The organism is Curtobacterium sp. MCBD17_030 (assembly GCF_003224255.1).
Classification (GTDB): Bacteria; Actinomycetota; Actinomycetes; order Actinomycetales; family Microbacteriaceae; genus Curtobacterium.
Window position 1 is genome coordinate 20,462 of the sequence record NZ_QKLI01000019.1, and the last position, 16,440, is coordinate 36,901.

A 16,440-nucleotide genomic window follows, 5' to 3' on the forward strand; every position below is an offset into this window, starting at 1 on the left:
CGGTCCCACACCAGGAAGCACACGGCCCCGCGAGGGTCGACACGAGTCCGGCACCCGCAGGTACGATCAGCGGGTGCCGGACTCCCCTGTTCTCCCGACGCTCGACCTGCAGCACACCTGGCGTGGTGCGCTCTGCCGGGTCCGCGTGTTCCGCGACCGCGTGACGGCCGAGACCAGCTTCGAACAGGACACCCTGCTGCCCGTTCCGATGGAGGCCGTCCTCGGTTGGCGCATCGAGGAGTGCGACTTCGACGCCGTGTGCGTGGAGTTCGTCACGCTGGCGGACATCTGGCGGGTGCTGCTCTCCCCCGCGGACGAGTCACTCGCGGACATGGCGCTGCGCTCGGCGCTCGGCGCGCCGATGCCGTCGGCGTCGTAGCGCGGCAGCGTCGTCGTGGGGCGGCACTGACGGGAGGCGCGGGGCCAGCCCGTCACGAGCCTCCAGGCCGTCACGGGCAGCCAGGCCGTCACGGGCAGCCAGGCCGTCACGGGCAGCGAGGCCGTCACCCCGCGTCGCGGTGTCGTCAGACGAGCAGGAGCACCGCGGCGACGACCGATGCGGCGGCGATGGCCAGCCCGATGGTCATCAGCACGAAGTGCACGCGCCAGAACGTGGTCGGACGGCCGGCGGTGTCACGGGCTCGGGTGTCCTTCGCGACCCGCTGGAAGAAGCGCGGCCAGGCGATCACGTTGAAGACGGCACCGACGAACAGGACCACTGCGGCGAAGACGAGCACCCGACGATCCTACGCCCGGGCCTCGGCCGCCCCCCACGACCGGCCGAGACCCGCGACACTCGAGGTGTAGCACGTGCTACAGAGCGTACACGAGGGCTGGACGGCCCCGGCGGGGGTCTCGGCGCGTCCGCGTCAGGCGGTCGCGAGCACCGCTTCGGCTTCGGCCAGGGCCGCGCGGTCCGCGGCGTCCAGGGGCGTCCGACTCCGTCGGGCGCCGTCGTTCACCTCGACGATCAGACGACTCAACCGGGTGGCCGGGTCGTCGGAGTCCGGGTACTCGTTGTCGGTCCCCAGCCGAGCGTGGACCGGTGCGAGGCGACGGAGCGCCCGGACCAGCGCCGCACTGCGACGGGTCTGCCAGACGCGGTGCCCGACGACGAGCAGCAGCATGCCGGAGGCGACGAGCAGGACGGCGCCGGGCGTCAGGACGTCGTAGGGCAGGCTCAGGGCGGACGTGACGCCGAGACGCCCGGCGACGTGCGCCAGGTCCATCACGGCGACCACGACCATGCGGACGGCACCGAACACCCCGCCGGCGACGAGCACCCACAGCCCGACGCGGTCCAGGCCGGTCCGCGCCTCCCGGACGCGCAGGACGCAGATGAGGCCCGTCGCACCGAGCGCCAGACCCAGGTAGGTGGTCTGCGCGATCGAGTACACGGCAGCCGTCGGGTGAGCACCGACCGCGAGCATGAAGGTCGTCGTCGTCGGCACCGGGTCGAGCGTGCTGAAGGCCAGGACGATGAGGACGAGGACGAGCGAGCACGAGACGACGACGACGTTCCGCATCCAGGTCCGTGCCGCCCCGACGGCCTTCGCCACACCCCAGAGCAGGGTGCTCGTGCCCAGGACCATCAGGACGTCGCAGACGAGCGTCAGGACGTTGCGTCCGCCGAGCAACGGGTCCACCGCGCGGTACAGCGGTCCGACGCCCGCGACGATCGTCGCGGAGAACAAGAGGAACGTCATCGTCAGCGTGCGGTCCTGGCCACGCTGCAGGACGGCCAGCACGACCGACCCGACGACGAGCAGGACCGCCTGGACGACCGCGAGGATCACCCGAAGACCCCGCGGAACGCACTGGGGCGCTCGCGGTGGCCGCGGATGAGCTGCGCGAGGCGGTCCGCGAAGAGCTCCGCCTGGCGTTCGTACTCGTTCTCGAACAGGCCGCGGGCGAGTGCCCGTTCGACCTTGTACTGCGGCAGGTCCGGGATCAGTGCCCGGATCGCTGCAGCCTGCGGTGCGGACTCCTGGTGCCCGTGCAGGACGTGCCCGAGCTCATGCCCGATCACGAACGCCCGGAAGGTCGGGGACGGCGTCGGCGAGATCATCACGAGGTGCTGGTGCTCCAGCGTCGCCACGAAACCGCAGACGGGTTCATCCGCCAGGAACGCCTCTTCGCGGACCCTGATCGGCTTGCCGACGATCTGCTCGGCGGCGGTTACGGCGTCCTCGATGCCGGTCCAGCCCGCCGCGGCACCCACCTGCCAGAAGCGCTCGAGGACGCCGGGGTCGCTCACGCCGCACCGCCGCGACTCGACTCCTGCTCGATGACCTCGGCGATCCGCCGGAGTGCCTCCGGGGAGAGCTCGCCCGGGAAGGTCCGCGCCGCGAAGCCGCTGACACGCGCCGACCGGATCGACCGGACGAGCGCGAGCTGGGCGCCGATGCGCTCCGGCAGGTCGCTGTCCTCGAGCAGGAAGGCGTCGTCCACCTCGAAGAAGCCAGCGAGGACGCGGAGCAGCTGGGTGTCGCTGTTGCGCCGGCCGTCGCCCGACACCATGTACGTCCACTTCGCCCGCGAGAGTGATCCGCCGTGCGCGCCGACGTACTGCTCGATCTCGGCGAAGGGGACGGGTGCACCGCGCTGCGACTCCTCGAAGTCGAGCAGCAGGTTGAGTCGACGTGCGAGTTCGCCCGCGTCGAGCACGCCGCCCTTCGGCACCGATGCCGTCATCGTCGTCCCCCTCCGCTCCCCGTGCTGCGCCACTCTACTGCTCGACTACCCTCGGAAGGGTGTCGCGCCGGTACCCCTCGAGCATCGCCGGCCCGGTCGAGCACGAGTTCGTCGTCTCCCGCTCCCGGTTCGTCACGACGGCACACCCGGCTCCGGACCCGGCAGCGGCCGAGGCCGTGATCGCCGAGGTCCGGCGACGGTCATGGGACGCGAGGCACCACTGCATCGCGATGGTCACCGGCGTCCTCGGTGACCAGGCACGCTCCTCCGACGACGGCGAACCGTCCGGCACGGCCGGGGTGCCGATGCTCGAGGTCCTCCGCCGCCGGGACCTGACGGACGTCGTCGTGGTCGTCAGCCGCTGGTTCGGCGGGGTGAAGCTCGGCGCCGGCGGACTCGTCCGCGCCTACTCGACCTCGGTGTCCGAGGCACTCGACCGGGCGCGGGTGGTCCGACGGGCGGCGCGGACCCGGGTGCACGTCGAGGTCCCGCACGCCGATGCCGGGCGCGTCGACAACGCGCTGCGAGCCTGGGTGCAGCACCACGACGCCACCTCGGGCGACACCGTGTACGGCGAGCGGGCGGTGTTCGAGGTGTGGGTGCCCGCGGACGGGATCCCGGCGCTCGAGACCGAACTCGCGAGCGTGTCCGCCGGCGCGCTCGTGCCGGTCGTCGGCGAGGAACGGGTCGTCGACCTGCCGCCGGTCTGAGGTCGGGTGACGGTCATGCCACGGCCAGGTCGGGGTCGGGGTCGGGGTCGGAGTCGGGATCGAGGTCGGGCTCGAGGTCGGCCCGATCCGGCGGTCGGGCGTGTCGCTGCGGGGGCCGTCAGCGCAGGGAGGATCGTGCGCGAACGCAGAAGACCCCGACCGGATCGGTCGGGGTCTTCGTGTGGTGCACCCCCTCGGACTTGAACCGAGAACCCACTGATTAAGAGTCAGTTGCTCTGCCAATTGAGCTAGAGGTGCGTGTGTGCAGTTGTCCTGCCGCTTCGACGTGCGCCCCGCGACGGGAATCAACAATAGCATGACTTGTGCGTGCCCTTGACCACTCGGGCCGAACGAACAGGAGCCCCACTTGAGCGACCGTCTCGCCGCCGGCGACACCGCCCCCGACTTCACCCTCCCCGACCAGGACGGCACCGAGCACGCCCTCGCCGACCTGCGCGGACGCAAGGTCATCGTCTACTTCTACCCGGCCGCCTCCACCCCCGGTTGCACGACCGAAGCCTGTGACTTCCGGGACAACATGTCGTCCCTGCAAGCCGCCGGGTACGAGGTCCTCGGCGTCTCGAAGGACGAGCTGCCCGCCCTGCAGCGCTTCCACCACGAGCAGGCGCTGAGCTTCCCGCTGCTCAGCGACCCGGACCTCGCCGTCCACCGGGCCTACGGGGCCTGGGGCGAGAAGAACAACTACGGGAAGGTCGTCACCGGCACCATCCGGTCGACGATCGTCGTCGACGAGGACGGCTCGGTCCAGCTGCCGCTCTACAACGTGAAGGCGACCGGCCACGTCGCGAGCCTGCGGAAGAAGCTCGGGCTGGTCTGACCGCGTCCGACCCCGGTCCTCGGGCGGCGCCGGGGGTCTCCCCTCAGTCGCGCCGTGCGAGGACCGCGGTCACGGACTTCGACAGCACCAGGGTGATCGCGAGCAACGCCGGGATGAGCAGCGCCCACCCCACCGCCGGCACGCGGAACACGCCCTGGAACGCACCGATGGCGAGTGCTCCCTGCAGGACCTGCCAGACGATGATCCCGCTCCGGACCCAGGCCCGTCCGCTCCGCAGTCCGACGAGCATGGCACCGAGCCACACGGTCGCGAGGACCGCGAGCACGAGGAGCGCGACCGCCGACGCGATGCTCGTCGCGGGCGTCGTGAGGAGCTCGACGAGCAGGAAGACGGTCACGGCTGCCATCGCCAGGAACTCGAGCCCGACGACGACGATGAGGACGCGGAGCGCAGCGGGCTGCCCCCGGGGGACGACCTGGTCGTCCGGGATGGTGTCAGGCACAGCGATCCTCCAGCAGTGAAACCCTTGATTTGGCCATACCAGTATGGAACGATGTTCGAGGTCGTTTGGACGGCACGATGTGGTGTGCGTCTCCCGTGGTTCGACGCTCCTCCCCCGAGCGTTCTGCGGGCGTCGAACTCTCCCCGAGCGGGCTCCTCCCCACAGGAAGCCTCCCGTACGTCACATGAGCATGTGCAGAGTCCCGATCCCCCGAGTCACGGCCCCGGCCTGCCGTTCGAGCATCTAACGCAAGGAGCACCACCACATGGATTGGCGTGACCAGGCAGCCTGCCTCACCGCGGACCCCGAGCTCTTCTTCCCCGTCGGGAACACCGGCCCAGCCGTCGACCAGATCGAGAAGGCCAAGTCGGTCTGTGCTCGCTGCACCGTGACCGAGATGTGCCTGCAGTACGCACTCGAGAACAACCAGGACTCCGGCGTCTGGGGTGGCCTCAGCGAGGACGAGCGTCGCGCGCTCAAGCGCCGCGCCGCCCGCGCCCGCCGCGCCTCCTGACGCAGCAGGACCGACAGACCGTTCGACGCCCGCCGTGCCCCTCGGGGCCGGCGGGCGTCGTCGTGTGCGGTGCCGCGTCAGTCTGACACCGGCGTTCGTCGCGGTCAGGCGGCGGTGCCCGCGGTGAGCCAGCGGAACGGGATCGAGATGGTGACCTCGGTGCCGCTGCCGGTCAGCGTGTGCCAGTCGATCGTGCCGCCGAGCTCGCCCTGGATGAGTGTGCGGACGATCTGGGTGCCGAGTCCCGCGCCGACCTTGCCCTCGGGCAGGCCCACGCCGTTGTCGCGCACCTGGATCTCGAGGTGGTCGTCCGAGCGGTTCGCGACGATCTCGACCTCGCCGTCGCGGCCGTCGAGCCCGTGCTCGACCGCGTTCGTGACGAGCTCGGTCAGCCCGAGCGCGAGCGGGGTGGCCGCCTCGGACGGGAGGACGCCGAACTCCCCCGTCTTCTTCGGGTGCACGGTCGTGTTGTGCGAGGCGGCGACCTCGGTGACGAGCTTGAGGACGGAGTCGAACACCTCGTCGAAGTCGACGGTCTGGCTGAGCCCGGTCGACAGGGTGTCGTGCACGACGGCGATCGCGGCGACGCGGCGCATCGCGTTCTGCAGCGACGTCCGCGCCTCGTCGGAGTGGGTGCGCCGAGCCTGGATGCGGAGCAACGACGCGACGGTCTGCAGGTTGTTCTTGACGCGGTGGTGGATCTCCCGGATCGTCGCGTCCTTCGTGATGAGTTCACGCTCCTGGTGGCGCATCTCCGTCACGTCTCGGCAGAGCACGACGGCCCCGATCCGCTCACCGTGGTCGCGGAGCGGGATCGAGCGGAGCGTCACGGTCACGCCCTTGGCCTCGATGTCGGCCCGCCACGGAGCCCGGCCGGTGACGACGAGCGGCAGGGACTCGTCGACGTCGAGCTGCGCGCCGAGGAGCTCGGTCGTGACCTCGGCCAGGGACTTGCGCTCGAGTTCGCCGTCGAAGCCCATCCGGTTGAACGCGCTCAGGCCGTTCGGGCTGGCGAACGTCACGACGCCGTCGGTGTCCAGGCGGAGCAGGCCGTCACTCGCTCGCGGCGCACCACGACGCGGACCGGCCGGGGCACCGAGGTCGGGGAAGTCACCGGTGGCGATCATGCCGAACAGGTCGTTCGCGCTCGCGGTGAAGTTGAGCTCCTGGCGGCTCGGCGTCCGGGACTCGTCCTGGTTCGAGTGCCGCGTGACGACCGCGATGGGGCGGTCGGTCGTCTGCGCGCTCTTCGCGGTCAGGCGCCGGAGCACGGGGATCGCGCGGACACGGGTCGGGGTGTCCTCGTACCAGTCGGGCTCCGCCGAATCGACGACGCGGCTGCCCGTGAAGCTCTGGGTGACCTGGTCCCGCCACTCTTCGCGGATCTCCTGACCGACGATGTCGCGGTAGAACAGCGTCGCCGCCGAGGACGGGCGCGCATGCGCGACCGCGACGAAGGTCGAGTCGTCCTTCGTCGGCACCCACAGCACCATGTCGGCGAAGGACAGGTCGGCGAGCAGCTGCCAGTCACCGACGAGCAGGTGCAGCCACTCCACGTCGGCTTCGGAAGAACGGCCTTGCGCGAGGACGAGGTCACTGAGGGTCGACACCCGATCAGTCTAGGTGCGGCCCCGAGCACCCTCGGCTCGCCGCTGTGGAGAAGGACGCGCTCTCCACAGACCACGGCATTCGGCCGTATGTGATGTTCCACGAACCCTACGCTCGGCCTGATGAAAGGGGCCGGGGTGGCGGAGAACGCACGACGGATCGAGGACGAGCCGGACGGGCACGGCGCGGACGGGAGGCTGGGACGCCGGCACGACGACCGCGCCGAGCACGAGCGACACCGTGGACGGCTCGAGAACGGGCCACCGCGGACGATGCCACCGGGACTGCCCGACCCCGGGGAGACCGCACGATCGCTCGCGCTCTGCGTGGCGGAGATCCTGACCGGGGCGCGCGAGGTCGAGACGATCTCGCGGTGGATCACCGAGGAGGTCCAACGACATCTCCAGCATCGCGCTGCGGTCGCTGCTCGGGCTCGCTCGGCAGCACGCCGCCGTCGGCACCGTCCGTTGATCCGCGTCGGCAGCGTCGTCGTCAGCGTGCCGCGGGACGGTGTCGCCGAGGCCGCCGTCGTCGTGCACACCCGCAGTCACGCCCGCGCGGTCGCCATCCGGCTCGAGGAACGCAGGGGGCGGTGGCGGGCCACCGCGATCGGCGTGCTCTGACGACCGTCGTCGGCGACCGACGGCGCGACGGCGGACGACGGACGGGAGGCCCGGTACCAGCTGGTACCGGGCCTCCCGTCACGACGACGCGGAGCGTCAGCCCTTCTTGGCTGCCGCCCGACGCTCGGCGCGGTTGCTCGCGTCTGCCTGGCCGGAGGCGGTCGCCGCCGAGCCGAAGGCCGAGCCCTTCTCCGGTCCAGCGGCTTCCTCCTGCTCGGCCTGCGCGCGCTGCGCCCGAGCGGTCGCGGCCTGCTCGAGGCGCCCGGCCTCGTCGCGGACCTCGACCTCGCCGTCGATCGACGGTGCGGAGTACTCGAGTCCGGCGTTCTCGCCTTCCTCGCCGAGGCCCTTGGCCTCGATGACCGCGCTCTCGCCGTCCGACTGCACCTGGACCTCGAGGTTGAAGAGGAAGCCGACCGACTCTTCGCGGATCTGCCCCATCATCGTCTGGAACAGGGCGTAGCCCTCGCGCTGGTACTCGACCAGCGGGTCGCGCTGCGCCATCGCGCGGAGGCCGATGCCGTCCTTGAGGTAGTCCATCTCGTAGAGGTGGTCCCGCCAACGGCGGTCGATCACCGAGAGGACGACACGACGCTCGAGTTCACGCATCGCCTCGTCCCCGAGGGCCTCTTCGCGGTTCTTGTACGCGAGCTGCGCATCGGAGAGGATCTCGCGGGCCAGGAACTCCCGCGTGGCCTTGCCCTTCGAGCCGGCCTCGGTGATGACCTCGTCGATGGTGATCGAGATCGGGAACAGCGTGCCGAGCTCGGTCCACATGGCGTCGAGGTCCCAGTCGTCCGGGGAGCCCTCGCCGGTGTGGGTGTCGATGACGTCGTCGATGACGCTCTTGAGGAACGACTGCGCGCGCTCGTGCAGGTCGTCACCCTCGAGGATGTGTCGGCGGTCGCTGTAGATCGCTTCACGCTGCCGGTTCAGGACGTCGTCGTACTTCAGGACGTTCTTGCGGATCTCGGCGTTGCGGCCCTCGACCTGCGACTGGGCGGAACGGATCGCGCGACCGACCAGCTTGTTCTCGATGGCCAGGTCGTCCGGGACGTTGCCGCGGCCCATCAGGCTCTCGGCAGCACCGGAGTTGAACAGGCGCATGAGGTCGTCAGTGAGCGACAGGTAGAACCGGCTCTCGCCCGGGTCACCCTGACGACCGGAACGACCACGCAGCTGGTTGTCGATACGGCGGGACTCGTGACGCTCGGTGCCGAGGACGTAGAGCCCGCCGGCATCGCGGACCTTCGCGCTCTCCTGCTCGACCGAGGCCTTCATCGCGGTGAAGACGGTGTCCCACTCGGCTTCGTACTCGTCCGGGGTCTCGGTCGGGGACAGGCCCTTGGCGTGCATCTCCTGCACGGCCAGGAACTCCGCGTTGCCGCCGAGCATGATGTCGGTACCACGGCCGGCCATGTTCGTGGCGACCGTCACGGCGCCGGCACGACCGGCCTGGGCGACGATGGCCGCTTCCCGGGCGTGGTTCTTCGCGTTGAGGACCTCGTGCTTGACGCCCTTCTTGGCGAGCAGCTTCGACAGGTACTCGGACTTCTCGACGCTCGTGGTGCCGACGAGGACCGGCTGGCCCTTGTGGTGGCGCTCTTCGATGTCGTTCGCGACCTGCTCGAACTTGGCCTGCTCGTTCTTGTAGACGAGGTCGGTCTGGTCGATGCGCTGCATCGGCCGGTTCGTCGGGATCGGGACCACGCCGAGCTTGTAGGTCGACATGAACTCGGCCGCTTCGGTCTCCGCGGTACCGGTCATGCCCGAAAGCTTCTGGTACAGACGGAAGTAGTTCTGCAGCGTGATGGTGGCGAGGGTCTGGTTCTCGGCCTTGACCTCGACGCCCTCCTTCGCCTCGATCGCCTGGTGGATGCCCTCGTTGTAGCGACGCCCCATCAGGATGCGGCCGGTGTGCTCGTCGACGATGAGCACCTCGCCGTTCATCACGACGTAGTCCTTGTCGCGCTTGAACAGGGCCGCGGCCTTGATCGAGTTGTTGAGGAAGGAGATCAGCGGGGTGTTCGCCGACTCGTACAGGTTGTCGATGCCGAGGTAGTCCTCGACCTTCTCGATGCCGGGTTCGAGGACACCGACGGTGCGCTTCTTCTCGTCGACCTCGTAGTCCTCGCCCGGGGTGAGGCGGGTGGCGATGGACGCGAACTCGGTGAACCACCGGTTCGCCTCACCCGAGGACGGGCCGGAGATGATGAGCGGCGTGCGGGCCTCGTCGATGAGGATCGAGTCGACCTCGTCCACCACGGCGAAGAAGTGGCCGCGCTGGACCATGTCCGACGCCTGCCATGCCATGTTGTCGCGGAGGTAGTCGAAGCCGAACTCGTTGTTCGTGCCGTACGTGATGTCCGCGGCGTACTGCTCGCGACGCTCGACCGGGGACTGCCCGGCGATGATGCAGCCGGTCGTCATGCCGAGGGCGCGGAACACACGACCCATGAGCTCGGACTGGTACGACGCGAGGAAGTCGTTGACCGTGATCACGTGCACACCGCGCGACGGGATCGCGTTCAGGTAGGCGGCGGTCGTCGCGACGAGGGTCTTGCCCTCACCGGTCTTCATCTCGGCGATGTTGCCGAGGTGCAGGGCCGCGCCGCCCATGAGCTGCACGTCGAAGTGCCGCATGCCGAGGGTGCGCTTCGATGCCTCACGGACGGCGGCGAACGCCTCCGGCAGGAGGTCGTCGAGCGTCTCGCCGTTGGCGTACCGCTCGCGGAGCTCCGTCGTCTCCTCGTGGAGTTCCTCGTCGGTGAGGCTCGCGAAGTCGTCCTCGAGGTCGTTGATCGCCGAGGCGTACGCCTTCAGCCGACGGAGGGTCCGCCCTTCACCGATGCGGAGGACCTTCTCCAGCACGTTTGCCACGTGAGCTCCTTACGAAGTCGTCGTGCGCGGTCGACGCGCCCGATCAGCCAGTCATGCTAGCAACCCGCCGGGGTCCGGCGCTGGGAGCAGCACGAGTGCGCACGACCCCGGACGGGACCGTGCGCACTCGGAGGTGGTGCGTCGCGCCGACTACGCGGTCGCGGGCGCGGACTCCTCGACGAGGACGTGCTCGCTCCCCCGGGCGTCGGCGCCCGGGTTCTCGTCGATGCCGATGACGCCGTAGTCCCAGCCCTTCCGGCGGTACACGACACTCGGCCGGTGGGTCTCGGAGTCGACGAACAGGTAGAAGTCGTGTCCGACGAGCTCCATGTGGTAGAGCGCGTCGTCGACCGTCATCGGTGCGGCTTCGAAGACCTTCTGCCGGATGACGACCGGCGAGTACGCGGCGTCCTCTTCTTCACGGCCGGCTCCCTGGTCGGCGTCGACCACGGGGACGGCACCGGTGGCGACCTCCTCGATGAGCTTGCCGTCGGCGGGCTCCACACCCATGCCCTCGAACGCGGCGCCCGAGGCCTCGGCCACGGACGTCGGACGGTGACGGCCGCGGTGCACCTTCTTGCGGTCACGTGCTCGACGCAGGCGCTCGGCGATGCGCGCGAACGCCAGGTCGAAGGCCGCGTACTTGTCCGACGCGGCCGATTCCGCCCGGACCAGCGGTCCGGGTCCGATGAGGGTCAGTTCGACGCGGTCCTCGCCCTGCGCTCCGCTGCTCTTCTCGTGGTGCCGGCTCACCCGCACCTCGAAGGCGAGGGCCCGGTCGGCGAGCACGTCGATCTTCTCGGACTTCTGCTCCACGTAGGCCCGGAATCGGTCGGTGACCCCGACGTTGCGGCCCGTGATCGTCACGTCCATGGCGGCTCCCATCCACACTCGGCGGTTCGCCTCCGTCCGGCGAACACCAACGCCTTGCCGCGAGGCTAGACCCTGCTGGCTCCGCCCGTGCCCGAGCTGGCCCGCGTGCCGGAGACCTCCACCTGATGCCCAGCCGATGTCCATGTCCGCCGTGCCGCGCCCGCCGCGCACGGTTCAGACCTCCACGGTGGCGACGGCCACGCACCGGACGACCCGGCCACCGGCACCGCGGACGGCGCGGACCGCCTCGGCCATCGTGACGCCGGTGGTGACGACGTCGTCCACGAGCACGACGTCGCGGTCCGCCACACCGTCCGCGACGAGGGACCCGACGGTGGCCGCGACCCGCTCGACGGCGGTGCGCTCCTTCTGCCCGCGGCCGTCCGTCCCGGCGCCCGCCGACCCGGGGCCGGCGTCCGGAGCGGGACCGGAGTCGGAACCGGGGCCGGCGTCCGGTACCGGGACCCGCCGCAGGGCCCGTGCACGTCGGACGCCCGCTCGACGGAGGACCGTCACGACGGGGTCGAACCCGCGCCGCCGGTGTCCCCGCGATGACGGCGGCACGCGGAGCACCAGTGCGCCGACCGGGGCCGCCGCGAGCGCCGCCCGGACGAGGTCCGCGGTGCGCCGGGTGAGCCCGCTGACGACGTCCACGCGCCCGCGCAGCTTCCACTCGAGCACCAGGGTCCGGACGAGGCCGTCGTACTCGTGGGCGGCGTCGAGCCGGACGCCGGCCACGAGCCGGGTGCGACCGGGCAGGGCGTCGAGGACGGACCGGCAGGCGCGGCACAGCGCACGGTCCGGTGCGCCGCAGCCGACGCAGGCGACGGGCAGCACGAGCGCGAGGACCGCAGCAGCGGCGTCGGCCCAGGGACGACCACGGCCGCCCGCTGGAGTTGCAGCACGCGGAGTCGCGGCACGCGGAGTCGCGGCACGTGGAGTCGCGGGGCGTGGAGTCGCGGCAGGTGCGGTGTCGGCGAGCGGGACCGCGGACGGGAGGACGACCGACTGGGTCTGGGGCGTTGGCATGACCCGATGGTCCCGGAGTGGGGACCGTCGGGGGTGGGCCGACGGGGCGGACTGTGGACGGGCCTCCCGTCCGGCCCGGTTGTGGAGGGAGAGCCCCCTGGTCAGCGCTGCACGCCGAGCACCGACGCCTCGACGCCGGTGGTGTCCCACCCGGCGCCGGTCGACTGCAGCACCGACCCGTCGGACATCCGGAGCAGCAGCGCACTGCCGCTCCCCCCGGCAATCGCCGTCGCGCGGCCGTCCGGCTTCGCGAGGGTGTCCCACTGCCCGCCGACGGTGGTGCGGACGATGCTCGAGCCGGCCGTCGTGCGTCCGACCGAGGCGACGTCGAGCTCGTCGACCCAGGCGGCTCCGACGGGGTCACCGTCGGCGGCCTGCACGCGGACGGGCGGGCCGAGCGAGGTCGGCGCACGGTCGGAGCCGCGCGTGATCGCGACGACGTAGAGCGCGGCACCGTCGTCGGTGTCGAGGAGTGCCAGGGCCCGGGTCGAGTCCCGGGACACCTGGAACGACACCAGCCGGCCCTCGGGGAGGGTCGAGGTGACGGTGTGCGGGTCGCCGCCCAGCCCGTACGCCGTGATCGACCGGGTGTCCGACTGCTGCGCGACCCAGACGAAGCCCTGGTCGTCGATGCTCGGTGGCACGAGGTCCTCGCGGGTGTCGATGCGCAGCGGGTCCTTGCCGGACCGGACCACGAACACACCGTCGTCGTTGCCGACGGCTGCGGCCGTGCCGGATGCGGAGAGGGCGAGCGAGCTCGGGTCGAGGCCGGCGATCCGGTCGCTCAGTCCGCCGCCGAGCGCGGTGACGTCGCCGGTGCCCGGTGTGGCGTACCCGGCGACACGGTCCTGGACGACGAGGGGTCGAGCGTCGACGTCGGGGTTCCGCTGGGCACTCGTGCCGCTGGAGTCGGGCAGGGGCAGGGCGACGCCCTCGACGGTGAGGTCGACCGAGGAGATCGTGGCGACCGAGGAGAGCGAGTCGGTGAGCTGTTCGCGCATCCGGACCTTCTCGACCGTGTTCGCCCGGAGCGCCTCGCTCGACAGGTCGACCTGCGCGCTGCCGCTCTCGATCGTGACGGCGTTCAGGGAGAGCTGGGTCCCCTCGGGGAACGACGAGACGACCGAGCCCTCGAGCCACTCTGCGGGCCCGGCGAGCAGGGCGCTCACGATGCGTGTGCTGGTGGAGGAGCGGGCCAGGAACCAGCGCTCGTCCGGGACGAGGAACCGGTAGGTGGGGTCGTAGAAGTACAGCGCGTGCGGCTGGAACACCGAGGTGAAGTTGACGGGCGACAGGATGATGCCGTCGGGGGCGTAGGCGATGCGCCACTGGCCGTCCTCGCGGACGAACTGGAACGTCAGCGTCGAGGACGTCGGGCGGACCGCCTGGGTGTACTCGCCGTCGGCGTCCACCGAGGCACCCGCGGTGAGCGTGTAGGTGAGTTCCTGGTCGCCGACGCGTTCGACCTGACCGTCGCCCTGCCGGATGGTGACGCCCTGCCGCGGGTTCCACTTCTGCGAGAAGCCGCTGCTGAGGAACTCGCGGGCGACGGCGTAGTCGTTCTGCGCACCGGTGGCGGCGTCGATGAACTGCGTCAGCAGGTCGGTCTGGTTCGCCCCGTCCTCGGGGCCGGTCGGACGGTAGTCCACACCGCCGGTGGGCGACTCGTCGGTGATCGACTGCCCGGAGCGCACGGGACCACCGGTGGGGATCGCCGCGCAGGCGGTGGCGCCGAGCAGTGTCACGGCGGCGAGCGCGGCGGTGAGCACCAGCCGGAGGCGCGCACGGTGGGTCGGTCGGGCCGTCCGGGTCATGCCGGGTCCTCCGTTCCGGTCGGTCCCGCGTAGGACTCGTCGAGCGCGGGCAGCGGGATCGCCGACGTCGGCGGGGTCTCGCTGCTCCGACGCGGCAGGGTGAGCACGAACGCGGAGCCCTCGCCCGGTCGTGACCACACGTCGATGCGGCCACCGTGCAGCTGGGCGTCGCCGAGGCTGATGGCGAGCCCGAGTCCGGTGCCGCCGATGGTGCGCTTGCGGCTGGGGTCGGCACGCCAGAAGCGGTCGAACACCCGGGCGGTGTCCTCGGCCGGCATCCCGACGCCACGGTCGCGCACCGCGATGGCGACGGAGCGGGAGTCGCTGTCGACCACGACGTCGACGGGTCGGCCGTCACCGTGCTCGATGGCGTTGCCGACGAGGTTCCGGAGCACGCGGCGGATCCGGCGGGCGTCGAGCTGCATGGTGGTGTGTCCGCCCGGGGTGGACAGGCGCAGCTCGATGCCGGCGCGGTCGGCCAGGGGGCGGAACTCCTCGACGATGTCGGCCGCGAGCGCCGCGGGGACGACGGGTTCGGTCTCGAGTTCGACGGCCTGGGCGTCGTACCGGGAGATCTCGAGCAGGTCCGCGAGCAGCAGCTCGAACCGGTCGACCTGGGCGTGCAGCAGTTCTGCGGACCGGGCGACGGAGGGTTCGAAGGCGTGCCGGGCGTCGAAGAGCAGGTCCCCGGCGAGGCGGATCGTGGTGAGGGGCGTCCGGAGCTCGTGGGAGACGTCGGACACGAACCGCTGCTGGACGCGCGAGAGCTCGGCCAGCTGGGTGATCTGGCGGCTGACGGCGTCGGCCATGTCGTTGAAACTCCGGGCGAGGGTGGCGATGTCGTCCTCACCCCGGACCGGGATGCGTTCATCGAGACGGCCGGCGGCGATCTTGCGGCTGGTCTCGGCAGCGCCGCGGATGGGGACGACGACCAGGCGCACCACGAGCGAGGTGACCAGCGCGATGAGCACGATGAGGGCGACACCGCCGATCGAGAGGGTCTGGGACACGAAGTCCAGCGTCTGCTGCGCGTCGGACAGGTCGTACACGATGTACAGCTCGTACTGGCCGGCGCTCGGGATCTGCAGTGTGGACCCGACGGCGAGCCCCGGTCCGCGGCCGTCCGGGCCCTCCAGCCGGACGGGTTGCAGACTGAGCTCCCCGCTGTCGGCGGCCACCCGTTTCCGCAGGTCGTCCGTGATCACGGAGTCCGGGAACCCGGTGCTGGCGACGTTCTGCAGGATCTGCGGTGTCCGGGCTCCGGGTGTGCGCTCGATCGCGATGCTCGTCCCGCCCGGACTGGTGGTGTTCGAGAGGATCGCGTTCTGCGCCTCGCTCTGCAGCGACTCCAGTTCGGTCTGGTTGTTGTCCTCGGCCGCGGTGGCGGCGTCGAAGATGTTCTGCGCCACGATGGTCGCCCGCGCCGACTCGGCCTCGATCTGGTCGCGGCGCTGCGCGTACACGTTGTTCGAGATGCTCACCATGACGGCGGTGCCGATCACGGCGACGGCGAGTCCGGTGGTCGCCACCGTGATCGCGGCCGAGCGGACCATCAGCGAACGACGCCAGAGGTACGCGATCCCACGCCAGATCCGGCGGAGCCAGGTGCGGACCCGCCGGCGCACCCGGCGGAACGGCGCCGGGGCCGACGAGGACGTCACGTCCGTCAGCTCTGCGCGCCGGCCCGGTACCCGACCCCGCGGACGGTGGTCACGATGCGGGGGTTGTCCGGGTCGTGCTCGATCTTGGCGCGGAGGCGCTGCACGTGCACGTTCACCAGGCGGGTGTCCGCCTTGTAGTGGTAGCCCCAGACCTGTTCGAGGAGCATCTCGCGGGTGAACACCTGGCTGGGCTTCTCGGCGAGCGCACGGAGCAGGTCGAACTCGAGCGGCGTGAGGGCGATGGCCGCGTCACCGCGGCGGACCTCGTGTCCGGGGACGTCGACGACCAGGTCGCCGACGTGCAGGACGGTCGCGTCGGTGGCGGTCGGCCGGAGGCGGGTCCGGATCCGGGCGACGAGCTCCTTCGGGTTGAAGGGCTTGACGACGTAGTCGTCGGCGCCGTTCTCGAGTCCCGCGACGACGTCCGCGGTGTCGCCCTTGGCGGTGAGCATGATGATCGGCGTGCCGCTCTCGGCCCGGATGCGACGGCACACCTCGATGCCGTCGATGCCCGGCAGCATGACGTCGAGCAGCACGAGGTCCGGCTTCGTGGCGTGGAAGGCCTCGACGGCGTCGTTGCCGTCCGCGCTGAAGTCGGGCTCGTAGCCCTCCGAGCGGAGGACGATGCCGATCATCTCGGCGAGGGCCTGGTCGTCGTCGACGACGAGGATGCGCGGTGTCATGGGATGCGGACTCCGGAGGGCAGGGTGGGGCACCCAGGGACGGGTGCTCT

17 protein-coding genes and 1 tRNA gene are annotated in these 16,440 nt (G+C 71.0%); 5 read left to right on the top strand and 13 right to left on the bottom strand.

From position 1 onward, the window contains the following. Window positions 1–73: 73 nt before the first annotated feature. Window positions 74–379: a hypothetical protein gene (locus DEI89_RS14130; RefSeq protein WP_110904700.1), complete on the top strand. Its 306-nt coding sequence runs from the start codon at window positions 74–76 to the stop codon at window positions 377–379. 145 nt (window positions 380–524) lie between these two features. Here the strand turns inward: DEI89_RS14130 and DEI89_RS14135 are convergent, their stop codons facing one another. The 4 genes from DEI89_RS14135 to DEI89_RS17450 form a co-directional block, all read right to left on the bottom strand. Continuing rightward, the gene (locus DEI89_RS14135; RefSeq protein ID WP_110904701.1) at window positions 525–737 is read right to left on the bottom strand and encodes an SCO4848 family membrane protein; all 213 of its coding nucleotides are present in this window, start codon (window positions 735–737) and stop codon (window positions 525–527) included. Window positions 738–869: 132 nt separating this feature from the next. Next, entirely contained in the window at window positions 870–1,796 is a 927-nt protein-coding gene (locus DEI89_RS14140; RefSeq protein ID WP_110904702.1) for a hypothetical protein, read from the bottom strand. Next, the gene (locus DEI89_RS17445; RefSeq protein WP_146236813.1) at window positions 1,793–2,257 is read right to left on the bottom strand and encodes an ImmA/IrrE family metallo-endopeptidase; all 465 of its coding nucleotides are present in this window, start codon (window positions 2,255–2,257) and stop codon (window positions 1,793–1,795) included. The genes DEI89_RS14140 and DEI89_RS17445 overlap by 4 nt, the downstream gene beginning before the upstream one ends. Then, window positions 2,254–2,694: a hypothetical protein gene (locus DEI89_RS17450; RefSeq protein ID WP_146236814.1), complete on the bottom strand. Its 441-nt coding sequence runs from the start codon at window positions 2,692–2,694 to the stop codon at window positions 2,254–2,256. The genes DEI89_RS17445 and DEI89_RS17450 overlap by 4 nt, the downstream gene beginning before the upstream one ends. Window positions 2,695–2,753: 59 nt before the next feature. Here DEI89_RS17450 and DEI89_RS14150 point away from each other — a divergent pair, with 59 nt between their 5' ends. After that, entirely contained in the window at window positions 2,754–3,404 is a 651-nt protein-coding gene (locus tag DEI89_RS14150) for a YigZ family protein (protein WP_111122387.1), read from the top strand. A gap of 182 nt (window positions 3,405–3,586) precedes the next feature. Here DEI89_RS14150 and DEI89_RS14160 read toward each other — a convergent pair. Next, window positions 3,587–3,662, bottom strand: a tRNA-Lys gene (locus tag DEI89_RS14160). A gap of 109 nt (window positions 3,663–3,771) precedes the next feature. Here DEI89_RS14160 and bcp point away from each other — a divergent pair. After that, entirely contained in the window at window positions 3,772–4,242 is a 471-nt protein-coding gene (gene bcp, locus DEI89_RS14165; RefSeq protein ID WP_110904705.1) for a thioredoxin-dependent thiol peroxidase, read from the top strand. 43 nt (window positions 4,243–4,285) lie between these two features. Here the strand turns inward: bcp and DEI89_RS14170 are convergent, their stop codons facing one another. Beyond that, window positions 4,286–4,705 (bottom strand): hypothetical protein, encoded by a 420-nt coding sequence (locus DEI89_RS14170; protein WP_110904706.1) that lies wholly within the window; start codon window positions 4,703–4,705, stop codon window positions 4,286–4,288. Between the two features lie 265 nt (window positions 4,706–4,970). Between DEI89_RS14170 and DEI89_RS14175 the strand changes: the two genes are divergently transcribed. Beyond that, window positions 4,971–5,219 carry a WhiB family transcriptional regulator gene (locus DEI89_RS14175; RefSeq protein WP_022904217.1) on the top strand — a complete coding sequence of 83 codons (249 nt, stop codon included), beginning with the start codon at window positions 4,971–4,973 and terminating at the stop codon, window positions 5,217–5,219. A gap of 104 nt (window positions 5,220–5,323) precedes the next feature. On the opposite strand, the gene DEI89_RS14180 is transcribed toward DEI89_RS14175, so the two are convergent. Beyond that, window positions 5,324–6,829 carry a sensor histidine kinase gene (locus DEI89_RS14180; protein ID WP_110904707.1) on the bottom strand — a complete coding sequence of 502 codons (1,506 nt, stop codon included), beginning with the start codon at window positions 6,827–6,829 and terminating at the stop codon, window positions 5,324–5,326. 120 nt (window positions 6,830–6,949) lie between these two features. Here DEI89_RS14180 and DEI89_RS14185 point away from each other — a divergent pair, with 120 nt between their 5' ends. Next, window positions 6,950–7,450 carry an Rv3235 family protein gene (locus tag DEI89_RS14185; RefSeq protein WP_146236815.1) on the top strand — a complete coding sequence of 167 codons (501 nt, stop codon included), beginning with the start codon at window positions 6,950–6,952 and terminating at the stop codon, window positions 7,448–7,450. A gap of 96 nt (window positions 7,451–7,546) precedes the next feature. Here DEI89_RS14185 and secA read toward each other — a convergent pair whose 3' ends face one another. The 6 genes from secA to mtrA all read right to left on the bottom strand — a co-directional run bounded on the left by secA (window position 7,547) and on the right by mtrA (window position 16,390). Next, window positions 7,547–10,330 carry a preprotein translocase subunit SecA gene (gene secA / locus DEI89_RS14190; protein ID WP_110904709.1) on the bottom strand — a complete coding sequence of 928 codons (2,784 nt, stop codon included), beginning with the start codon at window positions 10,328–10,330 and terminating at the stop codon, window positions 7,547–7,549. 150 nt (window positions 10,331–10,480) lie between these two features. After that, on the bottom strand, window positions 10,481–11,203 hold the full coding sequence (gene hpf, locus DEI89_RS14195; RefSeq protein ID WP_258366347.1) for a ribosome hibernation-promoting factor, HPF/YfiA family: 723 nt from the start codon (window positions 11,201–11,203) through the stop codon (window positions 10,481–10,483). A gap of 174 nt (window positions 11,204–11,377) precedes the next feature. Beyond that, the gene (locus DEI89_RS14200; RefSeq protein WP_110904710.1) at window positions 11,378–12,232 is read right to left on the bottom strand and encodes a phosphoribosyltransferase family protein; all 855 of its coding nucleotides are present in this window, start codon (window positions 12,230–12,232) and stop codon (window positions 11,378–11,380) included. Between the two features lie 101 nt (window positions 12,233–12,333). Next, complete coding sequence (locus DEI89_RS14205; protein WP_110904711.1) at window positions 12,334–14,046, bottom strand: GerMN domain-containing protein; 1,713 nt, start codon at window positions 14,044–14,046, stop codon at window positions 12,334–12,336. Continuing rightward, window positions 14,043–15,707, bottom strand: a complete 1,665-nt coding sequence (gene mtrB / locus DEI89_RS14210) for an MtrAB system histidine kinase MtrB (protein ID WP_258368931.1) — start codon at window positions 15,705–15,707, stop codon at window positions 14,043–14,045. Before mtrB ends, DEI89_RS14205 begins: the two co-directional genes overlap by 4 nt. A 5-nt stretch (window positions 15,708–15,712) precedes the next feature. After that, window positions 15,713–16,390 carry an MtrAB system response regulator MtrA gene (gene mtrA, locus DEI89_RS14215; RefSeq protein ID WP_110904734.1) on the bottom strand — a complete coding sequence of 226 codons (678 nt, stop codon included), beginning with the start codon at window positions 16,388–16,390 and terminating at the stop codon, window positions 15,713–15,715. Window positions 16,391–16,440 lie beyond the last annotated feature (50 nt).